Source organism: Vibrio sp. MarTm2 (genome assembly GCF_027587055.1).
GTDB classification, from domain to species: Bacteria; Pseudomonadota; Gammaproteobacteria; order Enterobacterales; family Vibrionaceae; genus Vibrio; species Vibrio sinaloensis_D.
Genome location: NZ_JAPPTK010000018.1, coordinates 1 through 25,051, shown reverse-complemented (window position 1 = coordinate 25,051; position 25,051 = coordinate 1). Strand labels below are relative to the sequence as shown.

Genomic DNA, 25,051 nt, shown 5'->3' with positions numbered 1-25,051 from the left:
GTCCTTACGAGTCTTGTTGTCGCTCAAATAGTCGGTAGCACACTTGGCCAGCCGTCTTTTCTCGATACAGTTGCCAGTGTGCCGGAATCGACTCCAATGCCAACTCTTTTTCTGTTTCAATATAAATCATCGCGCCTTCCGCCAGCCAATTGTTCTGCTCCAGCAAGGTCACGGTTTCGTCGAGTAATCCTTTACGAAACGGAGGATCAATAAATACCACGTGATGCGGCGTTCCTGGCTGTTTTAGAAAGCTCAATGCATCGGTGTTGTGCGCGCTAATATTGGTGGCCTTTAATGCGGCGATGTTTTGTTTGAGCTGTTTAAATGCCGCGGTGTTAAGCTCTACCATGGTCACATGCTCTGCTTGACGAGACGCTGATTCAAAACTCAGGCCACCGGAACCTGCAAACAAATCCAAACATTTGGCTCTGGGTACATCTTGCGCGATCCAGTTAAAGAGGGTTTCTTTAACGCGATCGGTCGTTGGGCGTAATCCTTCTGCATCATGGACAGGCAGCTTTCGACCTCTCCATAAGCCACTAATGATACGAACGAAGCCTGTGGATGGCTTTTTTTGTGATGTGTTTTGCTGGCGACGTCTTACCATAGATTTTTTGACCGCTAATAAAGTGATACTATACCCAGTCGCTCAGCAATTAAGCCCTGAGTACAGCCCAAAATTCATTGATGACAGAGTGTACCCCATCGCCAATACGCTGGAAACTTTTCACTCTGTTGTCATTTTTCTTTTCTTGTTTGGGATAATCCCAAGAGAAAAGAGTCACAGAGTAAATATAAGACAATCTAGGATAGCCCCAGATGACGGAAAAAAAGAAGCGCGGATTACTTTCTTGGCTTGGCTTTGGTGATGATGACCAGGCAAAACAACCGGTTGATGAGAAACAACAAGTAGAAAGTGACGTTGTTGCCGAAGAGACGCAACCTATTGAAGACGCGCCTCAGGAAGAGAACACTAAACTAGCAGAAGCAGAAGCAGAAGCAGAAGCAGAAGCAGAAGCAGAAGCAGAAGCAGAAGCAGAAGAGAAAGTTGAAGAGGCTCCAGTTGATGAGCAGCCGGAACCGCAAGAGCCTCGCGTAGTAGAGCAAGAAAAGCCGACGGAAAGCTTTTTCGCACGACTAAAGCGCAGCCTTGCACGCACGAAAGCCAATATTGGCGCCGGTTTCTTTGGCTTGTTCAAAGGAAAACAGATCGATGATGACCTGTTTGAAGAGTTAGAAGAGCAGCTCTTGATTGCTGATGTTGGTATGGATACCACGACCAAGATCATCGATAGCCTGACAGAAAAAGCGTCGCGCCAAGAATTGAAAGATGGTGAAGCCCTATATGGTCTACTGAAAGAAGAGATGGCGGATATCTTATCGACAGTAGAAAAGCCGCTCGAAGTGGATACGTCAAAAACGCCATACGTGATCTTGATGGTCGGTGTGAACGGCGTTGGTAAGACTACGACAATTGGTAAGCTAGCAAAACAGTTCCAAGCTGAAGGTAAGAAAGTGATGCTTGCCGCAGGTGATACGTTCCGCGCCGCGGCCGTTGAACAGCTGCAGGTTTGGGGTGAACGCAATAATGTCCCGGTTGTTGCTCAGCACACGGGAGCAGACAGCGCTTCTGTCATTTATGATGCTATTGAGTCAGCCAAAGCAAAAGGCGTGGATGTGGTGATTGCGGATACCGCGGGTCGCCTACAAAACAAATCGAACTTGATGGAAGAGCTGCGTAAGATTGTTCGAGTTATGCAGAAAGTGGACGGCTCAGCGCCACATGAAATCATGTTGACCTTGGATGCGGGTACTGGGCAAAACGCGATTAGCCAAGCGAAGCTGTTTAGCGACGCTGCGCCGCTTACCGGTATCACTCTGACTAAGCTAGATGGTACGGCGAAAGGTGGCGTTATTTTTGCGTTGGCAGACCAATTCCAGATTCCAATTCGCTACATTGGAGTCGGTGAAGGCATCGACGATTTACGTCCATTTGAAACCCAAGAGTTTATCGACGCTTTGTTTAGTCGCGAAGACTAACTGTCTGCTCCATAAAAGTGACCAATGAACGGTCACTTTTATGGATTGGGAATCACGAAAGTAGAAAAGTTCGTAAGAGGAATTACGGGTGATAAAGTTTCAGCAAGTCAGTAAAGCGTATCGTGGTGGTCGTCAAGCGCTGCAAAAAGTCGACTTTCATCTGCGTCGCGGAGAAATGGCCTTTTTAGGTGGTCATTCTGGTGCGGGCAAAAGCACCTTGCTTAAATTGATCTGTGCGATTGAGCGCCCAACGGATGGAAAGATTTACTTCAACGATCACGACATTACACGTATCCCCAATAAAGATATTCCTTTTTTACGTCGTAACATCGGTATTGTTTTCCAAGACCACCGTTTGCTGATGGATCGCCCTGTATATGACAACGTCGCGCTGCCAATGCGCATTGAGTCGATTTCCGAGCACGAAATAAAGCGCAGAGTGAATGCCGCTCTGGATAAGACGGGTCTGCTGGACAAAGCTAAGTGTCTTCCTAGCCAGTTATCTGGTGGTGAGCAGCAGCGTGTGGGTATTGCTCGCGCGGTGGTTAATCGCCCCACCTTGTTATTGGCTGATGAGCCTACGGGTAATTTAGACCCAGAGCTGTCGAGTCGCGTATTGAAATTACTTGAAGAGTTTAACCGCGCCGGCGTGACGATTCTTCTAGCCACGCATGATATTGGGTTAGTGAATACTCGCCCTCAATATCGTCACCTTGAACTGAACCAAGGCTTTTTGAGCGAGGTTGAAGATTATGGCCAGTAATACCCGTAACCGCAAAGCAACCAAAGCGCGAACGGTGAATCGAGTCAAGCGCGATGGTTTTCTGACCATTCATTTCAAGCAAGCAAAAGCCTCTTTATTGGAGTTCACCGAGCGACCATTAGGCAATCTTCTTACGCTTGCTGTGATCTCTATGGCTTTAGCGTTGCCATCGGCGCTCTATTTGCTTGGTAAAAACCTGTCAGTGGCTTCGTCACATGTCACCAGCCCTTCTCAAATCAGTGGTTATATTGCGGAAAGCACACCAGAAGCTCGTATCATGATCTTGAAAGATAATCTTGAGAGCATGAAAGAAGTCGCGGCCGTGCAATATATTTCGCCGCAGCAAGGTCTCAATGATTTGAGTGAGTATTCAGGCTTTGAGCAAGCAATCTCGTTGTTGGATGATTACGCGTTGCCAGGGGTGTTAGTGATCACTCCGAGCATGGAAGAGAAAGCCAAGGTGAAAGAGCTCGCTAGCCTAATCCGCGCGGAAGAAGATATTACTGATGTTCGGATGGATGAAGACTGGCTAACGCGCCTTGACGCAATCAAAAACTTAGTCAGTGGCATTGTGATTACGCTGTCGTTATTGATGTTGGGTTCGGTATTTCTCATTGTGGGCAATACGCTAAGGTTCAACGTATTAGCCAATAAAGAAGAGATTCAAACCATGAAACTGATTGGCGCAACCAATGGCTTTATTTTGCGCCCTTACTTGTATTCAGGTATGTGGTTTGGCTTGTTAGGTGCGCTGGCTGCGTGGATTTTAACGGCGATTATCACAGTTTTACTGAACAGCAGTGTTGAGCAATTGGCTTTACTTTATGATAGCCGCTTCAGACTCATTGGACTGAGCTGGGATGAGAGCTTACTGCTTTTAATGCTGGGAACTTTCATTGGATGCCTAGCTGCGAAAGTGTCTGCGCAACGTCATCTAAAAGAAATTGAACCAGTTTAATTTCAGCGTGTCCTACTATTTGAAAAAGTAGACGCTACCGTGTACTTTTACTTGTGTAAACAATTTGTTTATGCATAATTACTTTCCCTTGCTTGAAACCTGTTCATTTTAGGTTCAAGATTATCGGGTTAAAAATGACTCCAGATCAGAGATTGATGAGGAATTGAATGACTAACCAAGCGTACCCAATGGCTGTAGTTACACAAGATAGCTTGGACAGCTACATCCGCAAAGTAAACAGCTACCCAATGCTGACTGCTGACGAGGAACGTGAACTCGCAGAGAAACTGCATTACGACGGTGAAATCGAGGCGGCTAAAGGACTTATCCTTTCGCACTTGCGTTTCGTTGTGCACGTTGCTCGTGGTTATTCTGGTTACGGTTTGCCAATGGCAGACTTAGTACAAGAGGGTAACATCGGCCTGATGAAAGCCGTAAAACGCTTTAATCCAGAGGTAGGTGTTCGTCTTGTGTCATTTGCTGTTCATTGGATCAAAGCCGAAATTCATGAGTACGTTTTGCGTAATTGGCGTATCGTGAAAATTGCCACGACAAAAGCTCAGCGTAAATTGTTCTTCAACCTGCGTAAGTCGAAAAAGCGTCTAGGTTGGTTTAACAATGGTGAAGTTGAAACCGTTGCGAAAGAGCTTGGCGTTGAGCCTTCAGAGGTTCGCGAAATGGAGTCTCGCTTAGCAGCGCAAGACTCGACATTTGAAATGCAAGCGGACGATGACGATACTGGTACGTCGTACACAGCCCCAGTACTTTATTTGGAAGATAAAGCGTCAGATGTGGCTGACAACGTTGAAGCGGCAAACTGGGAAGCGCACACCAACAATCGTTTGAGCTTAGCTTTGGCAAGTTTGGATGAGCGCAGCCAACACATTGTCCGTTCTCGTTGGTTGGACGACAACAAAGCGACGCTGCAAGAATTAGCTGAGACCTACAGCGTATCTGCAGAGCGCATTCGTCAGTTAGAAAAGAATGCGATGAAGAAGCTGAAAGTGGCGGTCGGTGATTTTTAACCCCACATAGCGCAAGATTCAAAAAAGCCGAGATCAAATGATCTCGGCTTTTTTATTGCCGATCGAAAATTGCACCGATTGAGGGAAGATTTGGATCGAAAATAGCCAGACCTTCCTGTGGGTAACTCTGTGGTAAATTTCTTTGCTAGATGTCAGAAAGCAGGGTGAATAAAGGCACAGAGAGCAATCGCCTGGTGGGGATACTTTTACTTTTACACACATTTAAATAAGGATCATCACTACATATAGTGGATCTATTTAAAGAGTCATACTTTATCAACGTAATCCACAAAATTATCCACAGATGGTTAATAAACAAACGCCAGTGGATAACCTTATTAACCTCGTGTACTTGTTGAGCTCTGGATAGGTTACAATGACAGCAAATAATAATTCCCTAAAGAGAAAGTTAATGGACCAGTTTAAACATATCGATGTGGCGGGCGCGCAAGCCCTACTAGAGCAAGGAGAAGCGCGCTTGGTGGATATTCGAGATCCGCAATCCTTTGCTGTCGCGCATCCACAGTCTGCTTATCACCTTACCAACGACAGCATTGTCCAGTTTATGAATGATGTGGAGTTCGAACAGCCTGTATTGGTGATGTGCTATCACGGTATCAGTAGCCAAGGCGCAGCACAGTATTTGGTTAACCAAGGCTTTGAGCAGGTGTATAGTGTGGATGGCGGCTTTGAAGCTTGGCAGCGTGCCAACTTGCCGATTGAATCCAATATGAACTAGGAAGATTTTATGGTCAGACTGATCTCATTAGCAAACCCAAGAATGGCACAAGCCTTTATCGATTATATGGCTTCTCGCCAGATCGATATTAAGATGATGCCTGAGGGAGGAGGTCAGTTTGCTTTGTGGTTGAGTAATCCTGAACACCAAGTTGAAGCCGAATCCGAGCTCAATCACTTCTTGGCTAATCCTAATGATGCCAAATATCAAGCGGCGTCATGGGATATGGCCGAATCACGAACCAACCAGTTTACCTATCGCTCGCCGAGCATGTTGGCGATGATCAAAGCCAAAGCGGGGCCAATGACTTTAGCCATCATGCTGATTTGTGTGGTTATCTTTACCATGCAGCAGTTGGGGGCTGGAGATGCGGTCTTTGCTGCGCTCCATTTTCCTGCGTTTGCGGGACAAGAGTGGCAACTGTGGCGCTGGATGAGTCACGCTGTACTCCATTTTTCGGTAATGCACATCGCCTTCAACTTACTTTGGTGGTGGCAGCTGGGGGGCGATATTGAGCAGCGCTTAGGTTCTGGCAAGCTTCTTCAATTGTTTGTGGTGTCAGCAGCATTATCTGGCGCGGGTCAATACTGGGTAGAAGGCGCTAACTTTGGTGGCTTGTCAGGTGTGGTTTATGCCTTGGTTGGTTATCTTTGGATGATAGGGTACAAAGCCCCGCAATTGGGTTTAAGCATGCCAAAGCCTGTGATTGGGTTTATGTTGGTCTGGCTCGTACTCGGTTTTGTTCAGCCATTTATGGCCATCGCCAATACCGCACACCTGGCAGGATTACTGGCGGGTGTAGGAATCGGATTACTGGATGCAGAGCGTTACAACAAACATCAAAAAAGCGGCAGTTAGCCGCTTTTTTATCGCCTTTTGACTCGCTCGCTACTGATAGAGATACTTGGTAAAGAGAAGGTCTGCGATGACCGTTTTCCCCGTTTCAGGCAGTAGGATGGAGTTTAGCTGCTCGACTAACGATTTACGTAAGTCCTCACGACCGGCGAGCGAAGTGATGGTGTCTTCTGACTGTTGACCCAACAGCTCAATGACGGCATCTCGAATCAGAGGCTGGTGCAGCTCAATAATGGCCAAGTCGGTTTCCGCTGCAACCATAATATCGATGCGCACTTGAATGTAGCCGAGCTTTTTGCCCTTGGTGTAAAAGTTGGTCGTTAGATCCGGTTCGAGTGTAAAGTACGCGAGCTTTGGAACCCCTTCTTCCTCAGCGAGTGCAGGAAGACTTATCAACAGTGTCCATGCGACAAATATTTGGGCTAGGTAACGTTTAATCATATTTATAACTTTTCTTTCTTCCAATCACGATACTCGAATCGCCAGAGTCTTGTTACAATGGAGCATCTGTTTGTAATAAAAATGCGTTAAGTACTCGATGTGGTGGTTAACACTTCAGATCGAAGCTTTATTGTACGCCGATAAGGCTACTTATTGAATACTAGTATGAATCAATTGATTGCGCTCTATTTATCTGCATTGCGCCAAGTAAGCTGGCAAGAACCGGCTGAGTTTAACTTTCCCGACGCGATTTCCAAGCAGTGGCTGCTGGAACAGGGCTCATTGTCACGTTTACTCAGCTCCTATTGCGACGGTCTGACGGTTGACCTTGTCCACAACAAAATTGTGAAAGCGGAGAAGCTGAATCATCAAGAAGTTGACTTGCTGAACCAAGAGCCCTGTCTGCTACGTAAGGTAGTATTAAATGGTGACGGAGAGGCTTGGGTGCTGGGTCGGACCTTAATTCCGCTTTCCTCAATGGAAGATCAACAACATGACCTCGCACAGCAAGGGGAGATCCCTTTGGGTTTGACGGTGTTCAGCGCAGATAACGTTAAGCGAGATGCGTTACAAGTTGGGTGGGCAAACACACCACACGGTGACATGCTCGCGCGTCGCTCAAGATTATGGATGAATCATAAACCTATGTTGGTTGCGGAACTCTTTTTACCCACAGCGCCAATGTACACCAAGGAGAAATGGCATGACGGCGAGTAAGGCTCAGGCGTATTGGCAATTGATGCGGATGGATAAGCCAATTGGCACCTTGCTTCTGCTTTGGCCGACCTTGTGGGCATTGATCATCGCCGCGCAAGGGGTGCCCGATCCTAAAGTGCTGGTGGTGTTTATTTTAGGTGTTGTGTTTATGCGTGCCGCTGGGTGCGTAATTAATGACTTTGCTGACAGAAAAGTAGATGGTCATGTTAAGCGTACTAGCCAAAGGCCATTACCTTCAGGGCGGGTTACTTCCAAAGAAGCGATCACGTTGTTTATCATCTTGGGTGTTGCTTCTTTCTTGTTAGTGCTAACCATGAATCCGCTCACCATTGCGCTCTCTTTTGCGGGGATAGTGCTGGCATTTATCTATCCGTTTATGAAGCGCTTTACTCATCTGCCTCAGCTATTTTTGGGTTTGGCTTTTAGTTGGTCGATTCCGATGGCTTGGGCGGCGCAAGCAAATGAGCTGCCAATGGTGGTTTGGTTTGTCTTTGCCATTAATGCATTATGGACCATCGCTTACGACACGCAGTATGCCATGGTGGATCGCGACGACGACTTGAAAATTGGGATTAAATCCACTGCGATTCTATTTGGTCGTTTCGACAAGATGGTGATCGGTGTTTTGCAATTGATCACCTTAGCCATGCTGATTTACCTCGGCGTTTGGTATCAATTGGGGGCTAGTTTCTATTGGAGCTTGTTGATTGCAGGTGCCTTGTTTGTTTTCCAGCAGCACTTAATCCGTCATCGCGAAAGAGAGCTGTGTTTTCGGGCTTTCCTCAACAATAATTATGTCGGTATGGTTATCGCGATTGGATTGCTAATCGCGTTTATTTAAAAGAAAGGGCATCATCGAGATGCCCTTTTTGTTTATTTCTGTTCTGTCGTCTGACAGATACTCTCTTTGATGGTCAACTTCACTTCTGGGTAAAGCATAGAGTAAAGCAGCTTGGCCAATCTCTGGCATCGCTGTTTGTCACAGTTGCCATCGATGTCGAGGTAAGCTTGTTGCTTCAAGGTGCTGAACATTGATGAGAACACCCCTTTATCAAAGAACTCAGGTGCGTTGATACCGTGTAAGCGACCCAAGCGCTGAGCGATATCTTGGCTCTTTTGCTCTAGATCCGATTTACCCAATTCTGGGTTGGCAACCAACAAGTTCAGAGCAATAGAGTAGCGCTGAAGAGTTTCAGTAATGGTACGACCGAGCAGAACCAGCACTTGCGTATTGGCTTGGCGAATCGCGACATTTTGCTCTGCGTCTACTGTCACTACGCCTTGACGAGCCAATTCTTCGATGTAGGCTTCTGTCATCTCGCCCAGTTTTTCTTCCTCAATACTTAGGAAAAGCTCCTGTTTGAGGAATGGGTAAACCAATGCCACGTTAGTTTTGATCTGCTCAAGAGACAGTTGTTGCTGGCGCACGAGCATTTGAGCAATCAGCGACGGTAACGCTAACAAGTGGATGATGTTGTTGCGGTAGTAAGTCATCAAGATCGATTGGTTACGATCGAGAGAAATAATATCGCCCATCGAGTCTGACTCAATCAGGAACTTATCCAGTGACTCTGCGTGTTTCACCAGCGCTTCTGCATCTTCACTCGGAACCGTGTAAGTCGACGAGTAAGGCACATTTTTCAGCAGCGATAAGTAACAATCAATTTGATTGACCAAGCTGTCGCGGGACAATGCGCGTTGACGAGAGGCAAGCAAGGCTGTTGCACATAAGGTCAGCGCGTTGGCTGCCGCCGCATCGTTAATATGAGTCATCATCTTGGTCGCTAAGTCATTCACCACAGGGTTAAGCCACTGAGGCTTAGTGCTACCCATAGGATCGATGCCTTTGCTCCACTCTGGCGCTTTCTCATTAAGGTATTGGTTAAGCGGAATAGGCTCACCAAAGTTCACGTAACCTTGGCCAAAATTGCGCAGCTTGCGAATTGTGCGCAGTACTAACCCCGCATTCTCTTTCTCTTTGCGTTTGCCGCGAAGCTCTTTAGCGTAAGTACCCACTTCCATCACGTGCTCGTAGCCAATATAGACAGGAACCAGGGTGACAGGACGGTTTAAACCGCGCAGCATGGCTTGAATGGTCATCGCGAGCATGCCCGTTTTGGCCTGCAGTAGGCGACCTGTTCGTGAACGGCCTCCTTCACTGAAGTACTCAACCGAGTAGCCTTTGGCAAACAGTTCAGCAAGGTATTCGCGGAAAATCGTTGAGTAAAGTTTATTGCCTTTGAAGCTACGGCGAATAAAGAACGCACCGCCACGACGGAAAATCGGTCCTGCTGGGAAGAAGTTCAAGTTGATGCCCGCAGCAATGTGCGGAGGAACCATCCCTTCACGGTAGAGCACGTAGGACAGAAGAAGGTAATCCATATGGCTACGATGACACGGAACATAAACAATCTCGTGGCCATCTTGCGCGAGTTTACGCACAGTAGATGCATTGGTGATGTTCAAGCCTTGGTAGATACGATTCCATAACCAACCTAAGATGCGCTCACCGTTTTTAATCAGCGAGTATGAGAAGTCTGCGGCGATCTCATCCATGATGGCATGGGCTTCTTTACGCGCTTTCTCGATCGGGATGTCTTTCGAGTTAGCTTCGTCGAGAATGGCTTGTTCGATCGCTTCTGATTTCATCAGGCGTTTGAACAGAGCCTGACGACTCGGCAGGTTTGGCCCTGATGCCGCCAGCTTTTGACGGGAAAAGTGTATGCGTGCAACGCGTGCGAGTTTGTGTGCGATAGACGTATCGGTGCCGTGAGAGTCCGCCATGTATCGAAGTGATACAACAGGGCTGATACGCACTAGGCAGTCGCGACCTGACAAAATAACGGCTTTGGCTTTTTGAGGGCCGTTGAGTGACTGCAAGTAAGGTTTCTGCTGCGACTCTTTACCTGGTTTACGACCCCATAAAACGGTTGTCGGAATCACTTGCACATCGAGCTCTGAATCGAGTTTGTGCTGTTCGAGTAAGTCAGAAAATTGTGCGATCGACTCGTTAGGTACGTCCTGGTCACTGTTCATCACGGTTTCACGGGAAGAAGTGAACACAAAGCGCTTGAATGATTTACCGTTGATTTCCACGGATTCAAACGGGTCAGGGAGTCCTAACTCCACCACCTTTTTTTGCAGTGTGATTAAGTCAACGTTTGAACGGTACGGCAGTGCATAGATGATCGGTTTATTGATGTCGATACTGAGATCATCAATCGGGTTGGCAGGAATAGTTGTCCCCTTTACCAAAACTGACAGTGGCAGTTTCAGTAAAGAACGAGAAAATGATTGTCCGGAAGACATAAAGCTTCTGAGCCTCAAAATAGATAAATAGCATAAGCGCATTTCCAATTCTCAAGTATAGAAGTGGGGATGCGCCCAAGCGGATATTTTTAGCCAGCAAGGATATCAGAAACTGGTCGAACCTTTTACTTAAAATTGACCAGTAAAACGTCAATTTTCGCCAAATCGATTCATCCGACGAATTTGTTCGCCTTGGTGTCGGTAAAGTAAAAAGTGAAACAGCCTTCTTGGCTAAGCCTCTTATCAGGTATGAGTTGAGTCAGTGAGTTTAAACGTGCGTAAGGCTAGGTCATGTTGCGTTGGCGTGCGGGAAGGCGAGTCTCGGTCTGTGGAAAAATTGCCGTGATGGGTAAGCTATTCAAAAAACAATCAATTTGCTTTTCATTTAAAAGATTACTGGATATACTCACAGTTAACTGTATAAAAAGACAGGTGACTTATGAAGCCGTTAACGCCACGCCAGCAACAAGTATTTGATCTAATCAAAAGTAAAATTGATGACACCGGTATGCCACCGACACGCGCTGAGATTGCACGTGAGCTTGGCTTCCGCTCAGCAAATGCCGCTGAGGAACATTTAAAAGCGCTTGCTCGTAAAGAAGCGATAGAAATTATTCCTGGCGCTTCGCGCGGGATCCGTATCCTACTTGAAGATGCCGCCAATGATGAGCAAGGCTTGCCGCTAATCGGTCAAGTCGCTGCAGGTGAACCCATCTTGGCTCAAGAACATGTAGAAACACACTATCAAGTCGATCCAGGCATGTTTAAGCCACAAGCTGACTTTCTGCTGCGTGTAAATGGCGAGAGTATGAAAGATATCGGCATTATGGACGGTGACTTATTAGCCGTGCACAAAACGCAAGATGTGCGTGATGGTCAAGTGGTTGTAGCTCGCGTTGATGAAGATGTGACGGTTAAGCGCCTTGAACGCAAAGGTTCTACAGTCTTGCTTCATGCTGAGAACGAAGAGTTTGAACCGATCAAAGTGGATTTAACTTCTCAGCACCTATCGATTGAAGGTTTAGCTGTAGGCATCATCCGAAATACCGATTGGATGTAACTCAAAAGATGAGATTAATTCTCACTTGTTGATTTTGTAATTGATATTCATTATCATCTTTCCTCTTGCTATGGAAGGAAGATGATAATGGCGGCGAATCAAAATTTAGCTCAGCATCGCTATCAAATCCCGGCAAATTTATTGCAGCCCTTGTGGCTTCGCAGCCGTGAAAGTTTGGTCGATAACGGATTGGTTTACGATCCTATTGCAGCACGTGCTTGCCAACGTTGTCATCTTGCTCCCGAATGCTTTTCTGGTGATATTGACCAAAAGCAGCTCCTCCACGTTACCCTAACGCAACTGTGTGACCAACAAGTCTCTGCCTTCATTAAGCGCAACCCAGATGGCTGGATTATTAACGTCGGTGCGGGTTTAGATACTCGTTTTTACCGTGTTGATAACGGTCGCTGCCATTGGCTAGAGCTCGATGTGACAGAAAATTTGCTCTGGCGGCAAAAGCTGTTTCATAAAAGTGAGCGCTACCATCATGTCTGCGGCAGTGTCAGTGATCTCACTTGGCTTGAATCCTTACCTATCCCAGATAAAACCCCGGTTATGATCGTTTGTGAACACGCGTTACTTGATTGCACTGAGCGAGAAGTGGCTAAGTTTGTCCAAGCGCTCGGCTGTCATTTCGATAGTGCTAGAGCTTGCGTGGTGCTAGCAGGGGACTTAAGCGCGTCTAAATTGGGTCAAAAAATGGGGGCAGGGCACTATGCGCATGGCTACAGTAACCCTAACCAAGCGATGCTCAACTACTTACCTTGGTCTCGCTGGGTAAAAACTTATTCTCCTCTAGAGCGAGATTGTGGTCGTTGGAAGTTATGGCAACGATGGCTCACAAAATTGCATCCACTTAAGCAGCGTCTCACACCGGTATTAGTTCAGCTTCGCTGGTGATCCCGTTACACTTGCCATTCAATCTTTATTCGAGTGGTAACGTGCAATTATTTCAGACTCTCTCTAATCGCGATGTACACAAGCAAGTGTTACTGCTCGCGATTCCTATGGTTCTCTCTAACATTACCGTTCCGCTGTTGGGCTTGGTCGATGCTGCGGTGATTGGTCACCTTGACCACGCTTGGTATCTTGGTGGTGTGGCGCTAGGAAGCACCATGATCAGTGTTACTTTCTGGCTATTGGGCTTTCTTCGTATGTCGACTACGGGGCTCGCAGCGCAATCATACGGAGCGGGTAGCAAACATCAGCTTGGTTTAGTGTTTAGCCAAGGCATGCTGATGGCGCTCGGCTTTGCGACTGTTTTCCTCTTGTTTCATCAATTGATTGCTGATTGGGTGTTTTCTTTCAGCAGCGCCAGTGACCAAGTCAAGCACTATGGTCAGCAATACTTTTCTATTCGAGCGTGGAGTGCTCCTGCGGCATTGGCCAACTTTGTTCTACTTGGCTGGCTACTTGGGACACAAAATGCCAAAGCGCCAATGTGGATGGTGATTATCGCCAATGTCACGAATATTGCGTTGGATGTTCTCTTTGTCATTGGTTTTGGTTGGAAAGTCGAGGGCGCAGCTCTGGCGTCTGTGATCGCAGATTATGCTGGGATGAGCTTTGGTCTGTGGTGTGTATGGCGCAAGTGGCATCAAGATAATTTGCCATCAATACTTGGCTTAATTAAAGATACCACCAATGGCTTGAGTCGATTTGTTAAGCTTAACCGCGATATCTTTCTGCGCTCACTGTGTCTACAAATGACTTTCACCTTTATGACGTTTCAAGGTGCAAGTTTTGGCGATGAGATTGTTGCTGCCAATGCGGTATTGATGAGCTTTCTGATGATGATTTCTTATGGTATGGATGGTTTTGCCTATGCGATGGAGGCAATGGTTGGGAAAGCCATTGGCGCTAAAGACAGGCAACAACTGAGTGACTCATTGATCGGGAGCTTCTTTTGGAGTTTGGTGATTTGCACCTTACTCACCCTGGTGTTTGCCATGTTTGGATCGCGCTTGATCAGTGTGATCACGGACATTCAACAAGTGCATGCGATGGCGCTGGAGTATCTACCGTGGCTGGTGGCGATGCCGCTTGTTTCGATGTGGTGCTTTTTGCTGGATGGCATTTTTATTGGTGCCACTAAAGGGAAAGAGATGCGCAATAGTATGTTTGTATCGACCTGCAGTTTCTTCGCTATCTTTTATTTTGCGAGCGACTTAGGTAATCACGCTTTATGGATGGCGATGCTGAGTTTTATGGCGATGAGAGGCATCACTTTAGGGGTGGTATTATTTAGCCAGTGGAGAAGAGGGCAGTTCCTCGTATAGCGTTATTGCGTCGCAATGGCCGAGTCTTAGGACTCGGTTTTTTGTTCATCGTAACGATTATTGCAAATAGGTAATAATGATTTGCAGGTTGCACGGATTATCATTGTTGAATAAGTGCCTAAAATAAGCGCCATACAACGACGCAGAAGTAAGACGAAAGCTCGACTACGCTTATTACGTCATCCTAACTCCCTATTTGAAGGAAACTCCAATGGCACTTGAACTTAAACCGGGTCAAACTCATATCAAATCCAAAGCAATGGTTGCATGGGCTGCTGGCGAGCCGCTAAAAATGGAAGAGGTCGATGTACAACTTCCGAAAGCTGGCGAAGTGCTTGTTCGTATTGTTGCGACAGGCGTTTGTCACACTGATGCATTTACCTTATCGGGTGAGGATCCTGAAGGAATCTTCCCATCGATTCTTGGTCACGAAGGTGGCGGTATCGTCGAAATGGTGGGTGAAGGCGTGACAAGCGTTGAAGTCGGTGATCATGTTATTCCTCTTTACACCGCAGAGTGTGGCGAGTGTAAATTCTGTAAGTCGGGTAAGACGAATCTTTGTCAGGCCGTGCGCGAAACTCAAGGTAAAGGTCTGATGCCAGATGGCACAAGCCGTTTCTCTATCAACGGTGAGACCATATTCCACTACATGGGGTGTTCTACTTTCTCTGAGTACACGGTACTACCAGAAATCTCACTAGCGAAAGTAAACAAAGAAGCGCCACTGGAAGAAGTTTGTCTTCTAGGTTGTGGTGTGACGACGGGTATGGGGGCGGTGCTTAACACGGCAAAAGTTGAGCAAGGTGATACAGTAGCCATTTTCGGCTTAGGCGGTATTGGCTTGTCGGCGATCATCGGTGCACGTATGGCTGGAGCGAGCCGCATCATCGGTATCGATATCAATGAGAGCAAGTTCGATCTTGCGAAGCAACTTGGCGCAACTGATGTGATTAATCCACAGCAATTTAATAAGCCAATTCAAGAAGTCATCGTTGAGATGACTGACGGCGGCGTTGATTACTCGTTTGAGTGTATCGGTAACGTCAACGTCATGCGTCAAGCGTTGGAATGCTGCCATAAAGGTTGGGGTGAGTCAGTCATCATTGGTGTTGCCGGGGCTGGTCAAGAGATCTCGACTCGTCCATTCCAGCTTGTGACAGGACGCGTATGGCGTGGCTCTGCTTTCGGTGGTGTTAAAGGCCGTTCAGAGCTTCCTGAAATCGTAAACCGTTACATGGCGGGTGAGTTTGGTCTGCAAGAATTCATCACGCATACCATGGGTCTACAAGACGTAAATGAAGCATTCGAACTAATGCACAAAGGTGAATCTATCCGTACTGTTCTTCACATGGATAAGTAATCACTTTTTAAAGGTAACGCCCTTAAATACGGGCGTTTCTTTTTTATTGTCGAATGAACCTTTGAGGTGGACATGACCATAGAAAACATTAGCCAAGCCAAAGTATTCGGTTGTTGGCATAAACAATACACACATACATCAATTCGTCTCAATTGCGATATGCGCTTTGCGATTTTTCTACCGCCTAATGCATCTAAGGCACAGCCTGTTCCAGTTCTATACTGGTTATCGGGATTGACCTGCACGGATGAAAACTTCATGCAGAAAGCGGGCGCATTTCGTAAGGCGGCAGAGTTGGGGATTGCGATTGTTGCCCCAGATACTAGCCCGCGTGGTAGCGATGTCGCGGATGATGACGGCTACGATTTGGGGCAAGGTGCTGGCTTTTATTTGAATGCCACACAGGAGCCTTGGTCTCGTCATTATCATATGTACGACTATGTCACAGAAGAGCTCCCAGCGTTGATTGAAGCAAATTTCCCCGTATCGACCGTCAAATCAATCTCGGGTCACAGCATGGGTGGGCATGGTGCACTTACCATTGGGCTTAAAAATCCTAAAGCTTACCATTCTATCTCTGCGTTCAGTCCGATCAGTAATCCAATGCAATGTCCTTGGGGGCAAAAAGCATTCAACGCTTACTTAGGGAGTGATTTTGAGGCGTGGAAGGAGTACGACGCAAGTGAGCTTTTGAAACAGGCTCAAGCGAGGCTACCGATTTTAGTCGATCAAGGTGAGGCAGACGGCTTTCTGGTTGAGCAATTAAAGCCAGAAGCATTGATTGCGGCTGCGAAGGCGCACGATTCTGATGTACAAGTGCGGATGCAGCCCGGCTACGATCACAGTTATTACTTTATCTCTAGCTTCATTGATGATCATTTGGAGTTTCATGCGGCTTACTTAAATGAGTAAGCGTCACAGGTCGCAGACATAGAAAAGCCGCACTTCAATGGAAGTGCGGCTTTGTTTAGGTTTGAGCCTTTAAAATCTTAAAATAAGCGATTCAATCCATTCAATGCCGCAACACGATAAGCTTCCGCCATGGTTGGGTAGTTAAAGGTCGTGTTGACGAAGTACTCGATGGTGTTTGCTTCGCCCTTTTGCTCCATGATCGCTTGACCAATGTGAATGATTTCTGCAGCGCGCTCACCAAAGCAGTGAATGCCCAAAATTTCCTTGGTTTCGCGGTGGAAAAGAATCTTCAAACTGCCAATATCTTTGCCTGCGATCTGGGCGCGCGCAAGGTGTTTGAATGATGAGCGGCCCACTTCGTAAGGCACTTTAGCGGCAGTGAGCTCTTGCTCGGTTTTACCCACTGAACTGATCTCTGGAATCGTGTAAATCCCTGTTGGAATATCATCAATCAAATTCCCATCAGCCTTACCTTTGGTAATGGCTTGTGCCACGAAGCGACCTTGATCATACGCCGCACTTGCTAAGCTAGGGTAGCCAATCACATCGCCCACGGCATAGACATGCTCGACTTCAGTTTGGTAGTTGCCATCGACTTTTAGCTGGCCACGAGAGTCCGCCTCTAAGCCCACCGCTGATAGATTGAGTTTGTCGGTGTTACCGGTTCGACCGTTGGCGTACAAGATGCAATCGGCACGCATTTTTTTACCCGATTCAAGATGGACGATTACGCCATCTTCGGTGCCTTCGATTTTCTCGTAAGTTTCATCATTGCGAATGACTACGCCACTGTTCCAGAAGTGGTAAGAAAGGGCATCTGAGACTTCGTTATCTAGGAAAGCCAGGAGACGATCGCGGGTGTTGATTAAATCCGTTTTCACCCCCAATCCGCGGAAAATAGACGCATACTCACAACCGATAACGCCTGCGCCATAAATGATGATATGTCGCGGGTCGTGCTTGAGGCTCAAGATGGAGTCACTGTCATAAATGCGCTCGTGCATGAAGTCCACATCGGCGGGCTGGTAAGGGCGAGAGCCTGTGGCAATTACGAATCGATCGGCACTGTAAGTCTCTTCAGTACCGTCACTTTGCATGACCGCTATGGTGTACTTATCAATAAAGCGCGCAGTACCAAAAATCAAAGAGCATTGGTTTCGGTCGTAAAATCCTTGGCGCAGTCGAGTCTGTTTATCGATGACTGATTTAGCGTGACCAAGAATGTTTGAAAAGGTCGAATGTAGGCTGGTGTTGTTATGACAAAATAACGGATTATTATTGAACTCGATAATACGGCTCACTGCATGGCGTAATGCTTTTGATGGAATGGTGCCCCAGTGGGTACAGCCGCCCCCCACACTGCTTTCTTTCTCGACAATGGCAACATTCAATCCCGCTTTGGTTAACCCCATCGCTGCCCCTTCACCGCCGGGACCACTACCAATTACGATTACATCAAAGTGGTTGCTCTCCGCCATAGTTTTTTCCTTGTTATATAGTCTTAACATTGCTGTAGCGAGATTTTAACTGATTCCGTTAATGCGTACACTACCAGCCGACTAGAGAGTCGGTGAGATCACGTAGATTCGTTCAAATCTGAGAAAGGAATGCGGTATATCTCTAATTGAACTCGAAAAGATTGAAAATTGAGTGGAACTGGGTTTTATTGCCCTCGGTAGTCACAGAGCGAGATTTTTGGGTTATCTCCCTAAGTCAATCGTTGTATATTAAAGGCTACCAAAATAAGAAAAAGATCCGTAGTTATGAAATCCATGGGAATCCGCGCACAGCAGAAAGAGAAAACGCGTCGTTCATTGATTGATGCCGCCTTTAGTCAGCTCTGTGCAGATCGAAGTTTCTCTAACCTCAGTTTACGAGAAGTCGCACGAGAAGCGGGAATCGCCCCCACCTCATTCTATCGTCATTTCAAAGATATGGATGAGCTCGGGTTAACTATGGTGGACGAAGGCGGTTTATTGCTTCGTCAATTAATGCGTCAGGCTCGCCAGCGCATTGTTAAAGAGGGCAGTGTGATTCGCACATCGGTAGAAACCTTTATGGAGTTTATCGAGAGTAGCCCCAACGTCTTTCGTTTATTGCTGCGTGAGCGCTCTGGCACCTCTGCCGAGTTTCGTGCCGCAGTCGCGAGAGAAATTCAACATTTTTCAGCTGAGTTAACGGAGTACCTTATCGGTACAGGGATGACCCGTGAAGAAGCTTTCACTCAAGCCGAAGCATCGGTTACCTTGGTCTTTAACTCTGGCGCAGAAGCTTTAGATTTAGAAGGACGTGAACGCGACGAGCTTGCCGAGCGTCTAATTATGCAATTGCGAATGATGGCCAAAGGGGCTTATTGGTATCGCAAAGAACGTGAACGTAACCGATTAAAAGGTGGGATAGATTAATGTCGAACGAAACAAACCAAGTTAATCGTGGTTCTGAGAAGAAAACCCTAGTGCTGGCACTTGTTGCGGGTATGTGTGGGGACGCAATGCTGTCTTGGCTAACAATGAGCCAAGTTTCTTTCTCAATTTTTCCACTCATTGCTCTAGTACTAGCTGTTCAGACGCTGTACCAAGAGTATCTAAGTAAACCTGTATCAGAAGATATCCCGTTAGTGGGCCTAGCGTGTTTCTTTGTGGGTGCATTCGGTCACTCGGCCTTTATCAAGGCCCAGTACCCAGATGCGGGTTCAAACATGCTAGCGATCTTCATCACGCTGGGCTTGCTGCTATGGGTTGCGAAGAAACTGGGTTTTCTAACTCCGACAACAGCAAAAGCTGAATCATAGTGAGTCGAAACTAGATATAAAAAACGAGCCTAAATGGCTCGTTTTTTGTTTCAGTAAAGCGTCTATTTACGCTCTAGCATCACACCCGCTTCCATATGGTGGGTAAATGGGAACTGGTCAAATAGAGCAAAGCGAGTCACGTTGTGTGTTTCACTCAAAACGTCTAAGTTTTCTTTTAAGGTTTCTGGGTTACACGAGATGTATAAGATACGCTCATAGCCTTGCACCATCTTACACGTGTCAATGTCCATACCTGCACGTGGTGGGTCGACAAAAATCGTGTTGCAGTTGTAGCTCTTAAGGTCCACGCCCGCATCTTTTAGGCGACGGAATTCGCGTTTGCCTTCAATCGCTTCGGTAAATTCTTCAGCAGAAAGGCGCAGAATCTGCACGTTGTCGATCTTGTTGGCTGCAATATTGTATTGCGCCGAGATAACCGAAGGCTTAGCTAGCTCGGTGGCTAACACGCGCTCAAAGTTTTGCGCCAGCGCAAGAGAGAAGTTGCCGTTACCACAGTATAGCTCCAGTAGATCACCTTGGCTGTCTTGAGTACAGTCGACCGCCCACTCAAGCATCTTCTCAGCGACTTTACCGTTTGGTTGAGTAAAGCTGTTTTCAACTTGCTGGTAGATGTAAGGCTTGCCATTCACATCTAGCTTTTCGATCACGTAATCACGGTCGAGAACAATCTTCATCTTACGCGCACGACCGATAATATTGAGGTTGAAGCCTTCGTCATTTAAACGTTGCTTAAGCGCCTTAGCATTCTTAGTCCACTCATCATCTAGCTGGCGATGGTAAAGAAGAGAAACCAAGATTTCACCACTCAGTGTAGAGAGAAAGTCAACTTGGAACAGTTTACGACGCAGTGAATCGTTGTCCTTCATCGCATCAACGAGCAAAGGCATGAGATCGTTGATTAAACGGCTCGCCGCAGGGAATTGATCGACGCGGTACTTTTCTCGAGTCTCTTGATTGAACATGATGTAGTAAAGGTCTTCACCTTCATGCCAAACACGGAACTCTGCTCGCATACGGTAGTGCTGCTCTGGAGATTCAAACACTTCCAATTCTGGCACGTTGTAAGGAGCGAACATTTCGGTAAGGCGCTCAACTTTTTCTGCCAGTTGTTCTTGGTAGCGTTGTGGGTTTACATCAAGAGTAGCCATGATTATTACCTTTGGGTTATTGCCTGTGCTTAGTGCGTTTTATTTGAGAGCGCAGATTTTATTCAATCCCCGCTTGATGTCCAGTGTTGGTTCGTAATCACGACACTAACCTGCTGTAAAAACTATAGCTTATACCAATCTTAACTAGACAAAATATCAATAGCTGAATAACATCGGCCCCAAGCTGGTGCTATCTGGATGTATAGATGGCTGAAATAAGGGAATCTGGTGTAACTCCAGAACTGACGCGCAGCGGTAAAAGAGAACGACCCCTCAATAGACACTGCATAGAGGAATATGCGGGAAGTCGAGGCAGTAGGCTAACAGCTCTTAAGTCCGAATACCTGCCAGCAGCTGAGCTCAATCACTGGAAGCAAATGCTTCAAGCTCGGTAGGATTTACGCGATTTAGGACAAAAAAATGAACCGATCTATTTTAGCGATGGCTATGGCATCGCTGCTTCCCTCTACCTATTCCATTGCCCAAGATGTCTCTGTTGATGAGACAATGGTGATCACAGCGAATCGTTTTGAGCAGCCTCTTAGTGAAGTTATCACTTCAACGACGATTGTTTCAAAGCAAGAAATTGAAGCGATTCAAGCTAAGTCTCTGGTTGACGTACTAAAGCGAGTACCAGGCGTTGAAGTTTCTCAAAGTGGCGGCCGTGGTCATTCTGCCTCTGTATTTGTCCGTGGCTTTAATAGCAATCAAGTTTTGTTCTTGGTTGACGGCGTACGTATCAATTCTGCGGCTGGTGGGATTAGTTTTAACCATATCCCTGTTGGCATTATCGAGCGTGTAGAAGTCATCAAAGGCCCTGGTGGCGCCCTTTACGGGTCTGATGCAATCGCTGGTGTGATTAACGTCATTACCTCTTCAAGTGAATCAAATGAAGGCACAGTTGTCTCTTTGGGCGCAGGAAGCGATGCTCAAAAAGAAGCGAATTTCTCGACGACGCGCGCATTTGCTAACGGCGGCATTTTAAAACTCGCTGGTGGTTTTGAAGAGACCGATGGTTTTGATATTAAAGATCCTGCCACTGGCTTAGATTATGGGTATGAAAGCCAAAACTTGTTTGCTTCCTATTCTCAGGCATTCAACGAGCAATTCTCAGGCTCTGCATCGGTTCGTTGGTATGACAGTTTAACTGAATATGATTCAGGCGGTAAAAACTACGGTTATTCAGAAAACTTGAGTATTACTGCAGATGTTCAGTATCACGGTGACAAACTCAGCTCGACGTTTCGAGCCAACCAACAAGCTATTGAAAACCTAAACTACTCTCAGGCTCAAGGTAAAGATAATGCAGGTACTGAGAAGAAAATTTCTCTGACGAACCTGCAATTTCTTAATCAATATACGGTTTCTGAAAACTTTACGGTTGGCGGCGGTGCCGATTGGCGCAGAGAAAAGTTGGATGATGATGCGCTAAGTTATGGAAACCCAGATAAATTAGCGGGAGAGTCTCGTAATACAACGGGCGTGTATCTTTCTACTGATGTTCAGCTTGGAGACTTACAACTTACGGGTAGTGTTCGCAATGATAAGCACGATACTTACGATAACCATGTTACTTGGTCGCTAGGAACACGCTATCACCTGACGCAAGCTCACTCTTTAAGAGCTGCACTAGGCACTTCCTTTAAAGCGCCGAGTTACTCCGACTTAACCAACAACTCAGATTTGAAACCAGAAGAAGCGATCAGTCGTGAAATCGGATATACAGGTGAGTTTGAGTTGTTCACTTTGGATGTTACCGCTTACGACAATGATGTCGATAACCTTATCATATGGTACGAAGGCTCTCCTTGGTGGTATCCAGAGAATGTGGACGCAGAATTGCGTGGCCTTGAAATTAGCGGAACATTCAATACAGGCTTTATTCACCATACACTTATTGCCGAGTTTAAAGACCACCAAGATTCAGGTGGTAATAAGCTTGCTAAGCGTGCGGATGAAAACTACAAATGGTTACTGGATGCATCTTACGAAGACTTCGATTTTAATCTGACCTATACCTATACAGGAGAGCGGTTGGGCAATCCTAAAGAAGTGAGCGACCCGAAAAATGAACTGCCATCTGTGAGTTTGTGGGATGCCTCTGTTGGGTATTGGGTATCTCAAGATCTCGTGGTTCGAGCTCGTGTCGACAACTTAACCAATGAGAAGTATCAAACAACGTTAAGTTACAACGCACCAGAGCGTCGCTACTTTGCTAACCTAACTTACCAATTCTAAGCACTTAAAACCGCCTTCGGGCGGTTTTTTCTTACCGATAGATAAACAGTATGAAAAACAACGTCATCATCAGTTGGTCGAGCGGAAAAGATTCGACCCTAGTACTGGAGAGGCTTCGAGATAACCCAGAGTTTAATGTGGTCGCCCTCTATACTACCTATGTGAAAGATGAAGTGCCTTTCCAAGCAACGCCTCTTCATGTGTTGGATATGCAGGCCCAATTACTGCAATTACCTTTGATTAAAGTTGAACTACCAGAAACCTTTCTTCCCAATGAAGTATACCAGTCACGAATTGTTGAAAGCTTGAAGGCGAGTGGGATAGAAATAGATGCTGTTGCGTTTGGTGACATGTTCTGCAATGGCATTGCTGATTATCGCCGTAGCTATATCGAACCTGCTGGCTGGCAGTGTTTATTCCCCTTAATGGGGGAGGAGAGTGAAAAACTGGCGCTAGAAATTCTTCAGCGAGGAATAAAGACCCTTGTTGTTACCACTGATGGCAACGCTCTGAGTCAGCAGTTTTGCGGTCAGTGGTATAGCCAAGAGTTTCTAACAGCACTTCCTGATAACGTCGATCCTTGTGGTGAAAATGGAGAATTTCATACCTTAGTGACGCAGACTCGAAGTTATCAAGGTTGTATCGAGGTAACGCCTACGCATATAGATAGTGATGGACGCTTCTCATATCAACGTTACACGGCCAAGAGATTGCCAAAAGCGCCGAACTGAGTATGATTGCCACATCTCTTATCGTGGGTTACTCAAGTGTCTAATCATTCAAATATCCTTATCTTTGACTCTGGTGTAGGCGGACTGTCGGTTTACCAAGAAATTGCTAATAAGCTTCCGCATCTTAACTATACCTATATCTTCGATAATGAAGCCTACCCTTATGGTGAGCTAGCCCATGATACTTTGATTGCGAGAGTCGAAAAGCTTATTGGCCGTCTCGTTGAAGAAAAAGACATTGATCTGGTGGTTATCGCTTGTAATACCGCAAGTACGATCGTCCTTCCTACGCTTCGCTCTCAATTGACCATTCCTGTCGTTGGCGTGGTACCTGCAATAAAGCCAGCATCCAATATGGCAAATAAGGCCGTTGGTTTAATCGCAACCCCTGCGACAGTGACAAGAGAATACACTCACGATCTTATCCGTAGTTTCTCTCAAAGTAAGCCAGTAGAAATGCTTGGCTCGACACGACTGGTTGATATGGCAGAAGAGAAACTACGTGGCAAAGCTATCTGCTTGGATGAACTCACCAATATATTAGAACCGCTTCGTCATCATATTGATGTTGCCGTTTTAGGGTGTACTCACTTCCCTCTTATTAAAGAGGAGATTCAGAGTGTGCTTGGGCAGTCAGTGTTGCTGGTGGACTCAGGTGAAGCTATTGCCAGAAGAGTAGAAGCGCTTCTTGGTGTGAATAAACAAGAGAAGTGTGGAGAAAGGAGTATTTTTTCAACCGCTCCCCCTTGGGAAGAGGGAGCATTGAATAGAGCACTAAACCAATTACAGTTTAGCTCTGTTCAGCATTATCCGCTGAAGATTTAGGATCGTTAGCAATGCGCACTTTCAGTGTGCGTTGCATGTATTCATTTTCATTTAACGCTTCAATCGCTTTCGGTGCATCGGCTGCAGCCATCACGACGAAACCAAAACCTCGTCTTTTACCTGTTCGCTTATCTTTCATTAAACGAACTGCGAATACTTCACCGTGTTTAGAGAATAATTCCTTAACGTTAGACTCGTTTGCTTTATATGGTAGGTTGCCCACGTAGAGCGTGTTAGTGGATGGGTCGTTATGTGGCTCGTCGATTGGAGTGGTGTTCGAAAATTTGATAACAAAAGCGCAAGCAAAAACACCAATCACAAAACTAATAGCAGGTGATAACGCGACCTGCGAAAAGAGGACTGCACCTATGATTGCGACGGCGACAATCATTAAGGTCGATTTGTTTGAATTCATATTGGAATACAACTATTGGTTTACTAAAAAAACGGTATCTACTGTTAACAAAATAGACACAGAGATATTACGTATATGGTTGTCGTTTTTCCAACGCATTGATGTGACATGACTCAAATGTTGAAATTTTATTCTATTTCAACCGTTTTGATTTCTTTTTGAGCAAACAAAAATTAATTTCAAAAAAACACTTGTCATCCGTTCAGACCTCCCTATAATGCCGCCTCACCGACACGGAGTGAGACGAAAGTCACAAACCGCTCGGTAAGAGAGAAAAGAAAGTTTGAAATAACGCTTGACTCTCAAATCGGGAAGCGTAAGATACGCACCCCTAGCAACACGGTGTTAAACCAAGTGCTTGTTAGAAAAAGCTCTTTAAAAATATAAACCTATCAATCTGTGTGGGCACTCGTTGATGATAATC

At 46.2% G+C, this 25,051-nt stretch carries 24 protein-coding genes and 1 riboswitch; of the genes, 18 read left to right on the top strand and 6 right to left on the bottom strand.

What is annotated here, in order from left to right; translation table 11 throughout:
- Positions 1-4 precede the first annotated feature (4 nt).
- On the bottom strand, positions 5-607 hold the full coding sequence (gene rsmD, locus OH458_RS20830; protein ID WP_038140597.1) for a 16S rRNA (guanine(966)-N(2))-methyltransferase RsmD: 603 nt from the start codon (positions 605-607) through the stop codon (positions 5-7).
- Between the two features lie 212 nt (positions 608-819).
- On the opposite strand from rsmD, the gene ftsY reads away from it, so the two are divergent.
- The 6 genes from ftsY to glpG all read left to right on the top strand — a co-directional run bounded on the left by ftsY (position 820) and on the right by glpG (position 6,383).
- Positions 820-2,040 carry a signal recognition particle-docking protein FtsY gene (ftsY, locus tag OH458_RS20825; RefSeq protein WP_269979691.1) on the top strand — a complete coding sequence of 407 codons (1,221 nt, stop codon included), beginning with the start codon at positions 820-822 and terminating at the stop codon, positions 2,038-2,040.
- A gap of 88 nt (positions 2,041-2,128) precedes the next feature.
- The gene (gene ftsE, locus OH458_RS20820; protein ID WP_005475644.1) at positions 2,129-2,803 is read left to right on the top strand and encodes a cell division ATP-binding protein FtsE; all 675 of its coding nucleotides are present in this window, start codon (positions 2,129-2,131) and stop codon (positions 2,801-2,803) included.
- Positions 2,793-3,761: a permease-like cell division protein FtsX gene (gene ftsX, locus OH458_RS20815; protein ID WP_039627846.1), complete on the top strand. Its 969-nt coding sequence runs from the start codon at positions 2,793-2,795 to the stop codon at positions 3,759-3,761. Before ftsE ends, ftsX begins: the two co-directional genes overlap by 11 nt.
- A 167-nt stretch (positions 3,762-3,928) precedes the next feature.
- Entirely contained in the window at positions 3,929-4,786 is an 858-nt protein-coding gene (gene rpoH / locus OH458_RS20810) for an RNA polymerase sigma factor RpoH (RefSeq protein ID WP_038140594.1), read from the top strand.
- Positions 4,787-5,198: 412 nt separating this feature from the next.
- A complete protein-coding gene (glpE, locus tag OH458_RS20805; protein WP_005476615.1) occupies positions 5,199-5,525 on the top strand; it encodes a thiosulfate sulfurtransferase GlpE in 327 nt (108 codons plus the stop codon).
- 9 nt (positions 5,526-5,534) lie between these two features.
- Positions 5,535-6,383, top strand: a complete 849-nt coding sequence (gene glpG / locus OH458_RS20800) for a rhomboid family intramembrane serine protease GlpG (protein WP_269979690.1) — start codon at positions 5,535-5,537, stop codon at positions 6,381-6,383.
- Positions 6,384-6,413: 30 nt separating this feature from the next.
- Here the strand turns inward: glpG and OH458_RS20795 are convergent, their stop codons facing one another.
- Complete coding sequence (locus OH458_RS20795; RefSeq protein WP_269979689.1) at positions 6,414-6,821, bottom strand: flagellar basal body-associated protein FliL; 408 nt, start codon at positions 6,819-6,821, stop codon at positions 6,414-6,416.
- Between the two features lie 165 nt (positions 6,822-6,986).
- Between OH458_RS20795 and OH458_RS20790 the strand changes: the two genes are divergently transcribed.
- Together OH458_RS20790 and ubiA are read left to right on the top strand one after the other, a co-directional pair.
- The gene (locus OH458_RS20790) at positions 6,987-7,538 is read left to right on the top strand and encodes a chorismate lyase (RefSeq protein ID WP_269979688.1); all 552 of its coding nucleotides are present in this window, start codon (positions 6,987-6,989) and stop codon (positions 7,536-7,538) included.
- On the top strand, positions 7,525-8,379 hold the full coding sequence (ubiA, locus tag OH458_RS20785; RefSeq protein WP_038216093.1) for a 4-hydroxybenzoate octaprenyltransferase: 855 nt from the start codon (positions 7,525-7,527) through the stop codon (positions 8,377-8,379). Before OH458_RS20790 ends, ubiA begins: the two co-directional genes overlap by 14 nt.
- Before the next feature lie 32 nt (positions 8,380-8,411).
- Here ubiA and plsB read toward each other — a convergent pair whose 3' ends face one another.
- Complete coding sequence (plsB, locus tag OH458_RS20780; RefSeq protein WP_269979687.1) at positions 8,412-10,847, bottom strand: glycerol-3-phosphate 1-O-acyltransferase PlsB; 2,436 nt, start codon at positions 10,845-10,847, stop codon at positions 8,412-8,414.
- 439 nt (positions 10,848-11,286) lie between these two features.
- Between plsB and lexA the strand changes: the two genes are divergently transcribed.
- The 5 genes from lexA to fghA all read left to right on the top strand — a co-directional run bounded on the left by lexA (position 11,287) and on the right by fghA (position 16,458).
- Entirely contained in the window at positions 11,287-11,907 is a 621-nt protein-coding gene (gene lexA / locus OH458_RS20775) for a transcriptional repressor LexA (RefSeq protein WP_039481771.1), read from the top strand.
- 87 nt (positions 11,908-11,994) lie between these two features.
- Positions 11,995-12,807: a class I SAM-dependent methyltransferase gene (locus OH458_RS20770; RefSeq protein WP_038193436.1), complete on the top strand. Its 813-nt coding sequence runs from the start codon at positions 11,995-11,997 to the stop codon at positions 12,805-12,807.
- Positions 12,808-12,848: 41 nt separating this feature from the next.
- Entirely contained in the window at positions 12,849-14,186 is a 1,338-nt protein-coding gene (gene dinF / locus OH458_RS20765) for an MATE family efflux transporter DinF (protein WP_269979686.1), read from the top strand.
- Between the two features lie 211 nt (positions 14,187-14,397).
- The gene (locus OH458_RS20760; protein ID WP_269979685.1) at positions 14,398-15,546 is read left to right on the top strand and encodes an S-(hydroxymethyl)glutathione dehydrogenase/class III alcohol dehydrogenase; all 1,149 of its coding nucleotides are present in this window, start codon (positions 14,398-14,400) and stop codon (positions 15,544-15,546) included.
- Between the two features lie 72 nt (positions 15,547-15,618).
- Positions 15,619-16,458 carry an S-formylglutathione hydrolase gene (gene fghA / locus OH458_RS20755; protein WP_269979684.1) on the top strand — a complete coding sequence of 280 codons (840 nt, stop codon included), beginning with the start codon at positions 15,619-15,621 and terminating at the stop codon, positions 16,456-16,458.
- A gap of 77 nt (positions 16,459-16,535) precedes the next feature.
- On the opposite strand, the gene sthA is transcribed toward fghA, so the two are convergent.
- Positions 16,536-17,966 carry a Si-specific NAD(P)(+) transhydrogenase gene (sthA, locus tag OH458_RS20750; RefSeq protein WP_072016686.1) on the bottom strand — a complete coding sequence of 477 codons (1,431 nt, stop codon included), beginning with the start codon at positions 17,964-17,966 and terminating at the stop codon, positions 16,536-16,538.
- 255 nt (positions 17,967-18,221) lie between these two features.
- Between sthA and fabR the strand changes: the two genes are divergently transcribed.
- A complete protein-coding gene (fabR, locus tag OH458_RS20745) occupies positions 18,222-18,863 on the top strand; it encodes an HTH-type transcriptional repressor FabR (RefSeq protein WP_005476630.1) in 642 nt (213 codons plus the stop codon).
- Positions 18,863-19,249, top strand: a complete 387-nt coding sequence (locus tag OH458_RS20740) for a YijD family membrane protein (protein ID WP_005476634.1) — start codon at positions 18,863-18,865, stop codon at positions 19,247-19,249. Before fabR ends, OH458_RS20740 begins: the two co-directional genes overlap by 1 nt.
- A gap of 62 nt (positions 19,250-19,311) precedes the next feature.
- Here the strand turns inward: OH458_RS20740 and trmA are convergent, their stop codons facing one another.
- Entirely contained in the window at positions 19,312-20,418 is a 1,107-nt protein-coding gene (trmA, locus tag OH458_RS20735) for a tRNA (uridine(54)-C5)-methyltransferase TrmA (RefSeq protein ID WP_038216085.1), read from the bottom strand.
- A gap of 168 nt (positions 20,419-20,586) precedes the next feature.
- Positions 20,587-20,784: riboswitch (cobalamin riboswitch) on the top strand.
- Positions 20,785-20,838: 54 nt separating this feature from the next.
- Between trmA and OH458_RS20730 the strand changes: the two genes are divergently transcribed.
- From OH458_RS20730 to murI, 3 genes are read left to right on the top strand one after another with little or no spacing between them, the layout of a single operon-like run.
- Positions 20,839-22,656, top strand: a complete 1,818-nt coding sequence (locus OH458_RS20730) for a TonB-dependent receptor domain-containing protein (RefSeq protein ID WP_269979683.1) — start codon at positions 20,839-20,841, stop codon at positions 22,654-22,656.
- Between the two features lie 50 nt (positions 22,657-22,706).
- Positions 22,707-23,387, top strand: coding sequence for an adenine nucleotide alpha hydrolase (locus tag OH458_RS20725; protein ID WP_269979682.1), 681 nt, complete (start codon positions 22,707-22,709; stop codon positions 23,385-23,387).
- A 36-nt stretch (positions 23,388-23,423) separates the two neighbouring features.
- On the top strand, positions 23,424-24,212 hold the full coding sequence (murI, locus tag OH458_RS20720) for a glutamate racemase (protein ID WP_269979681.1): 789 nt from the start codon (positions 23,424-23,426) through the stop codon (positions 24,210-24,212).
- Here murI and OH458_RS20715 read toward each other — a convergent pair.
- A complete protein-coding gene (locus tag OH458_RS20715) occupies positions 24,178-24,627 on the bottom strand; it encodes an RNA recognition motif domain-containing protein (RefSeq protein ID WP_269979680.1) in 450 nt (149 codons plus the stop codon). The genes murI and OH458_RS20715 overlap by 35 nt on opposite strands.
- Positions 24,628-25,051: the final 424 nt, after the last annotated feature.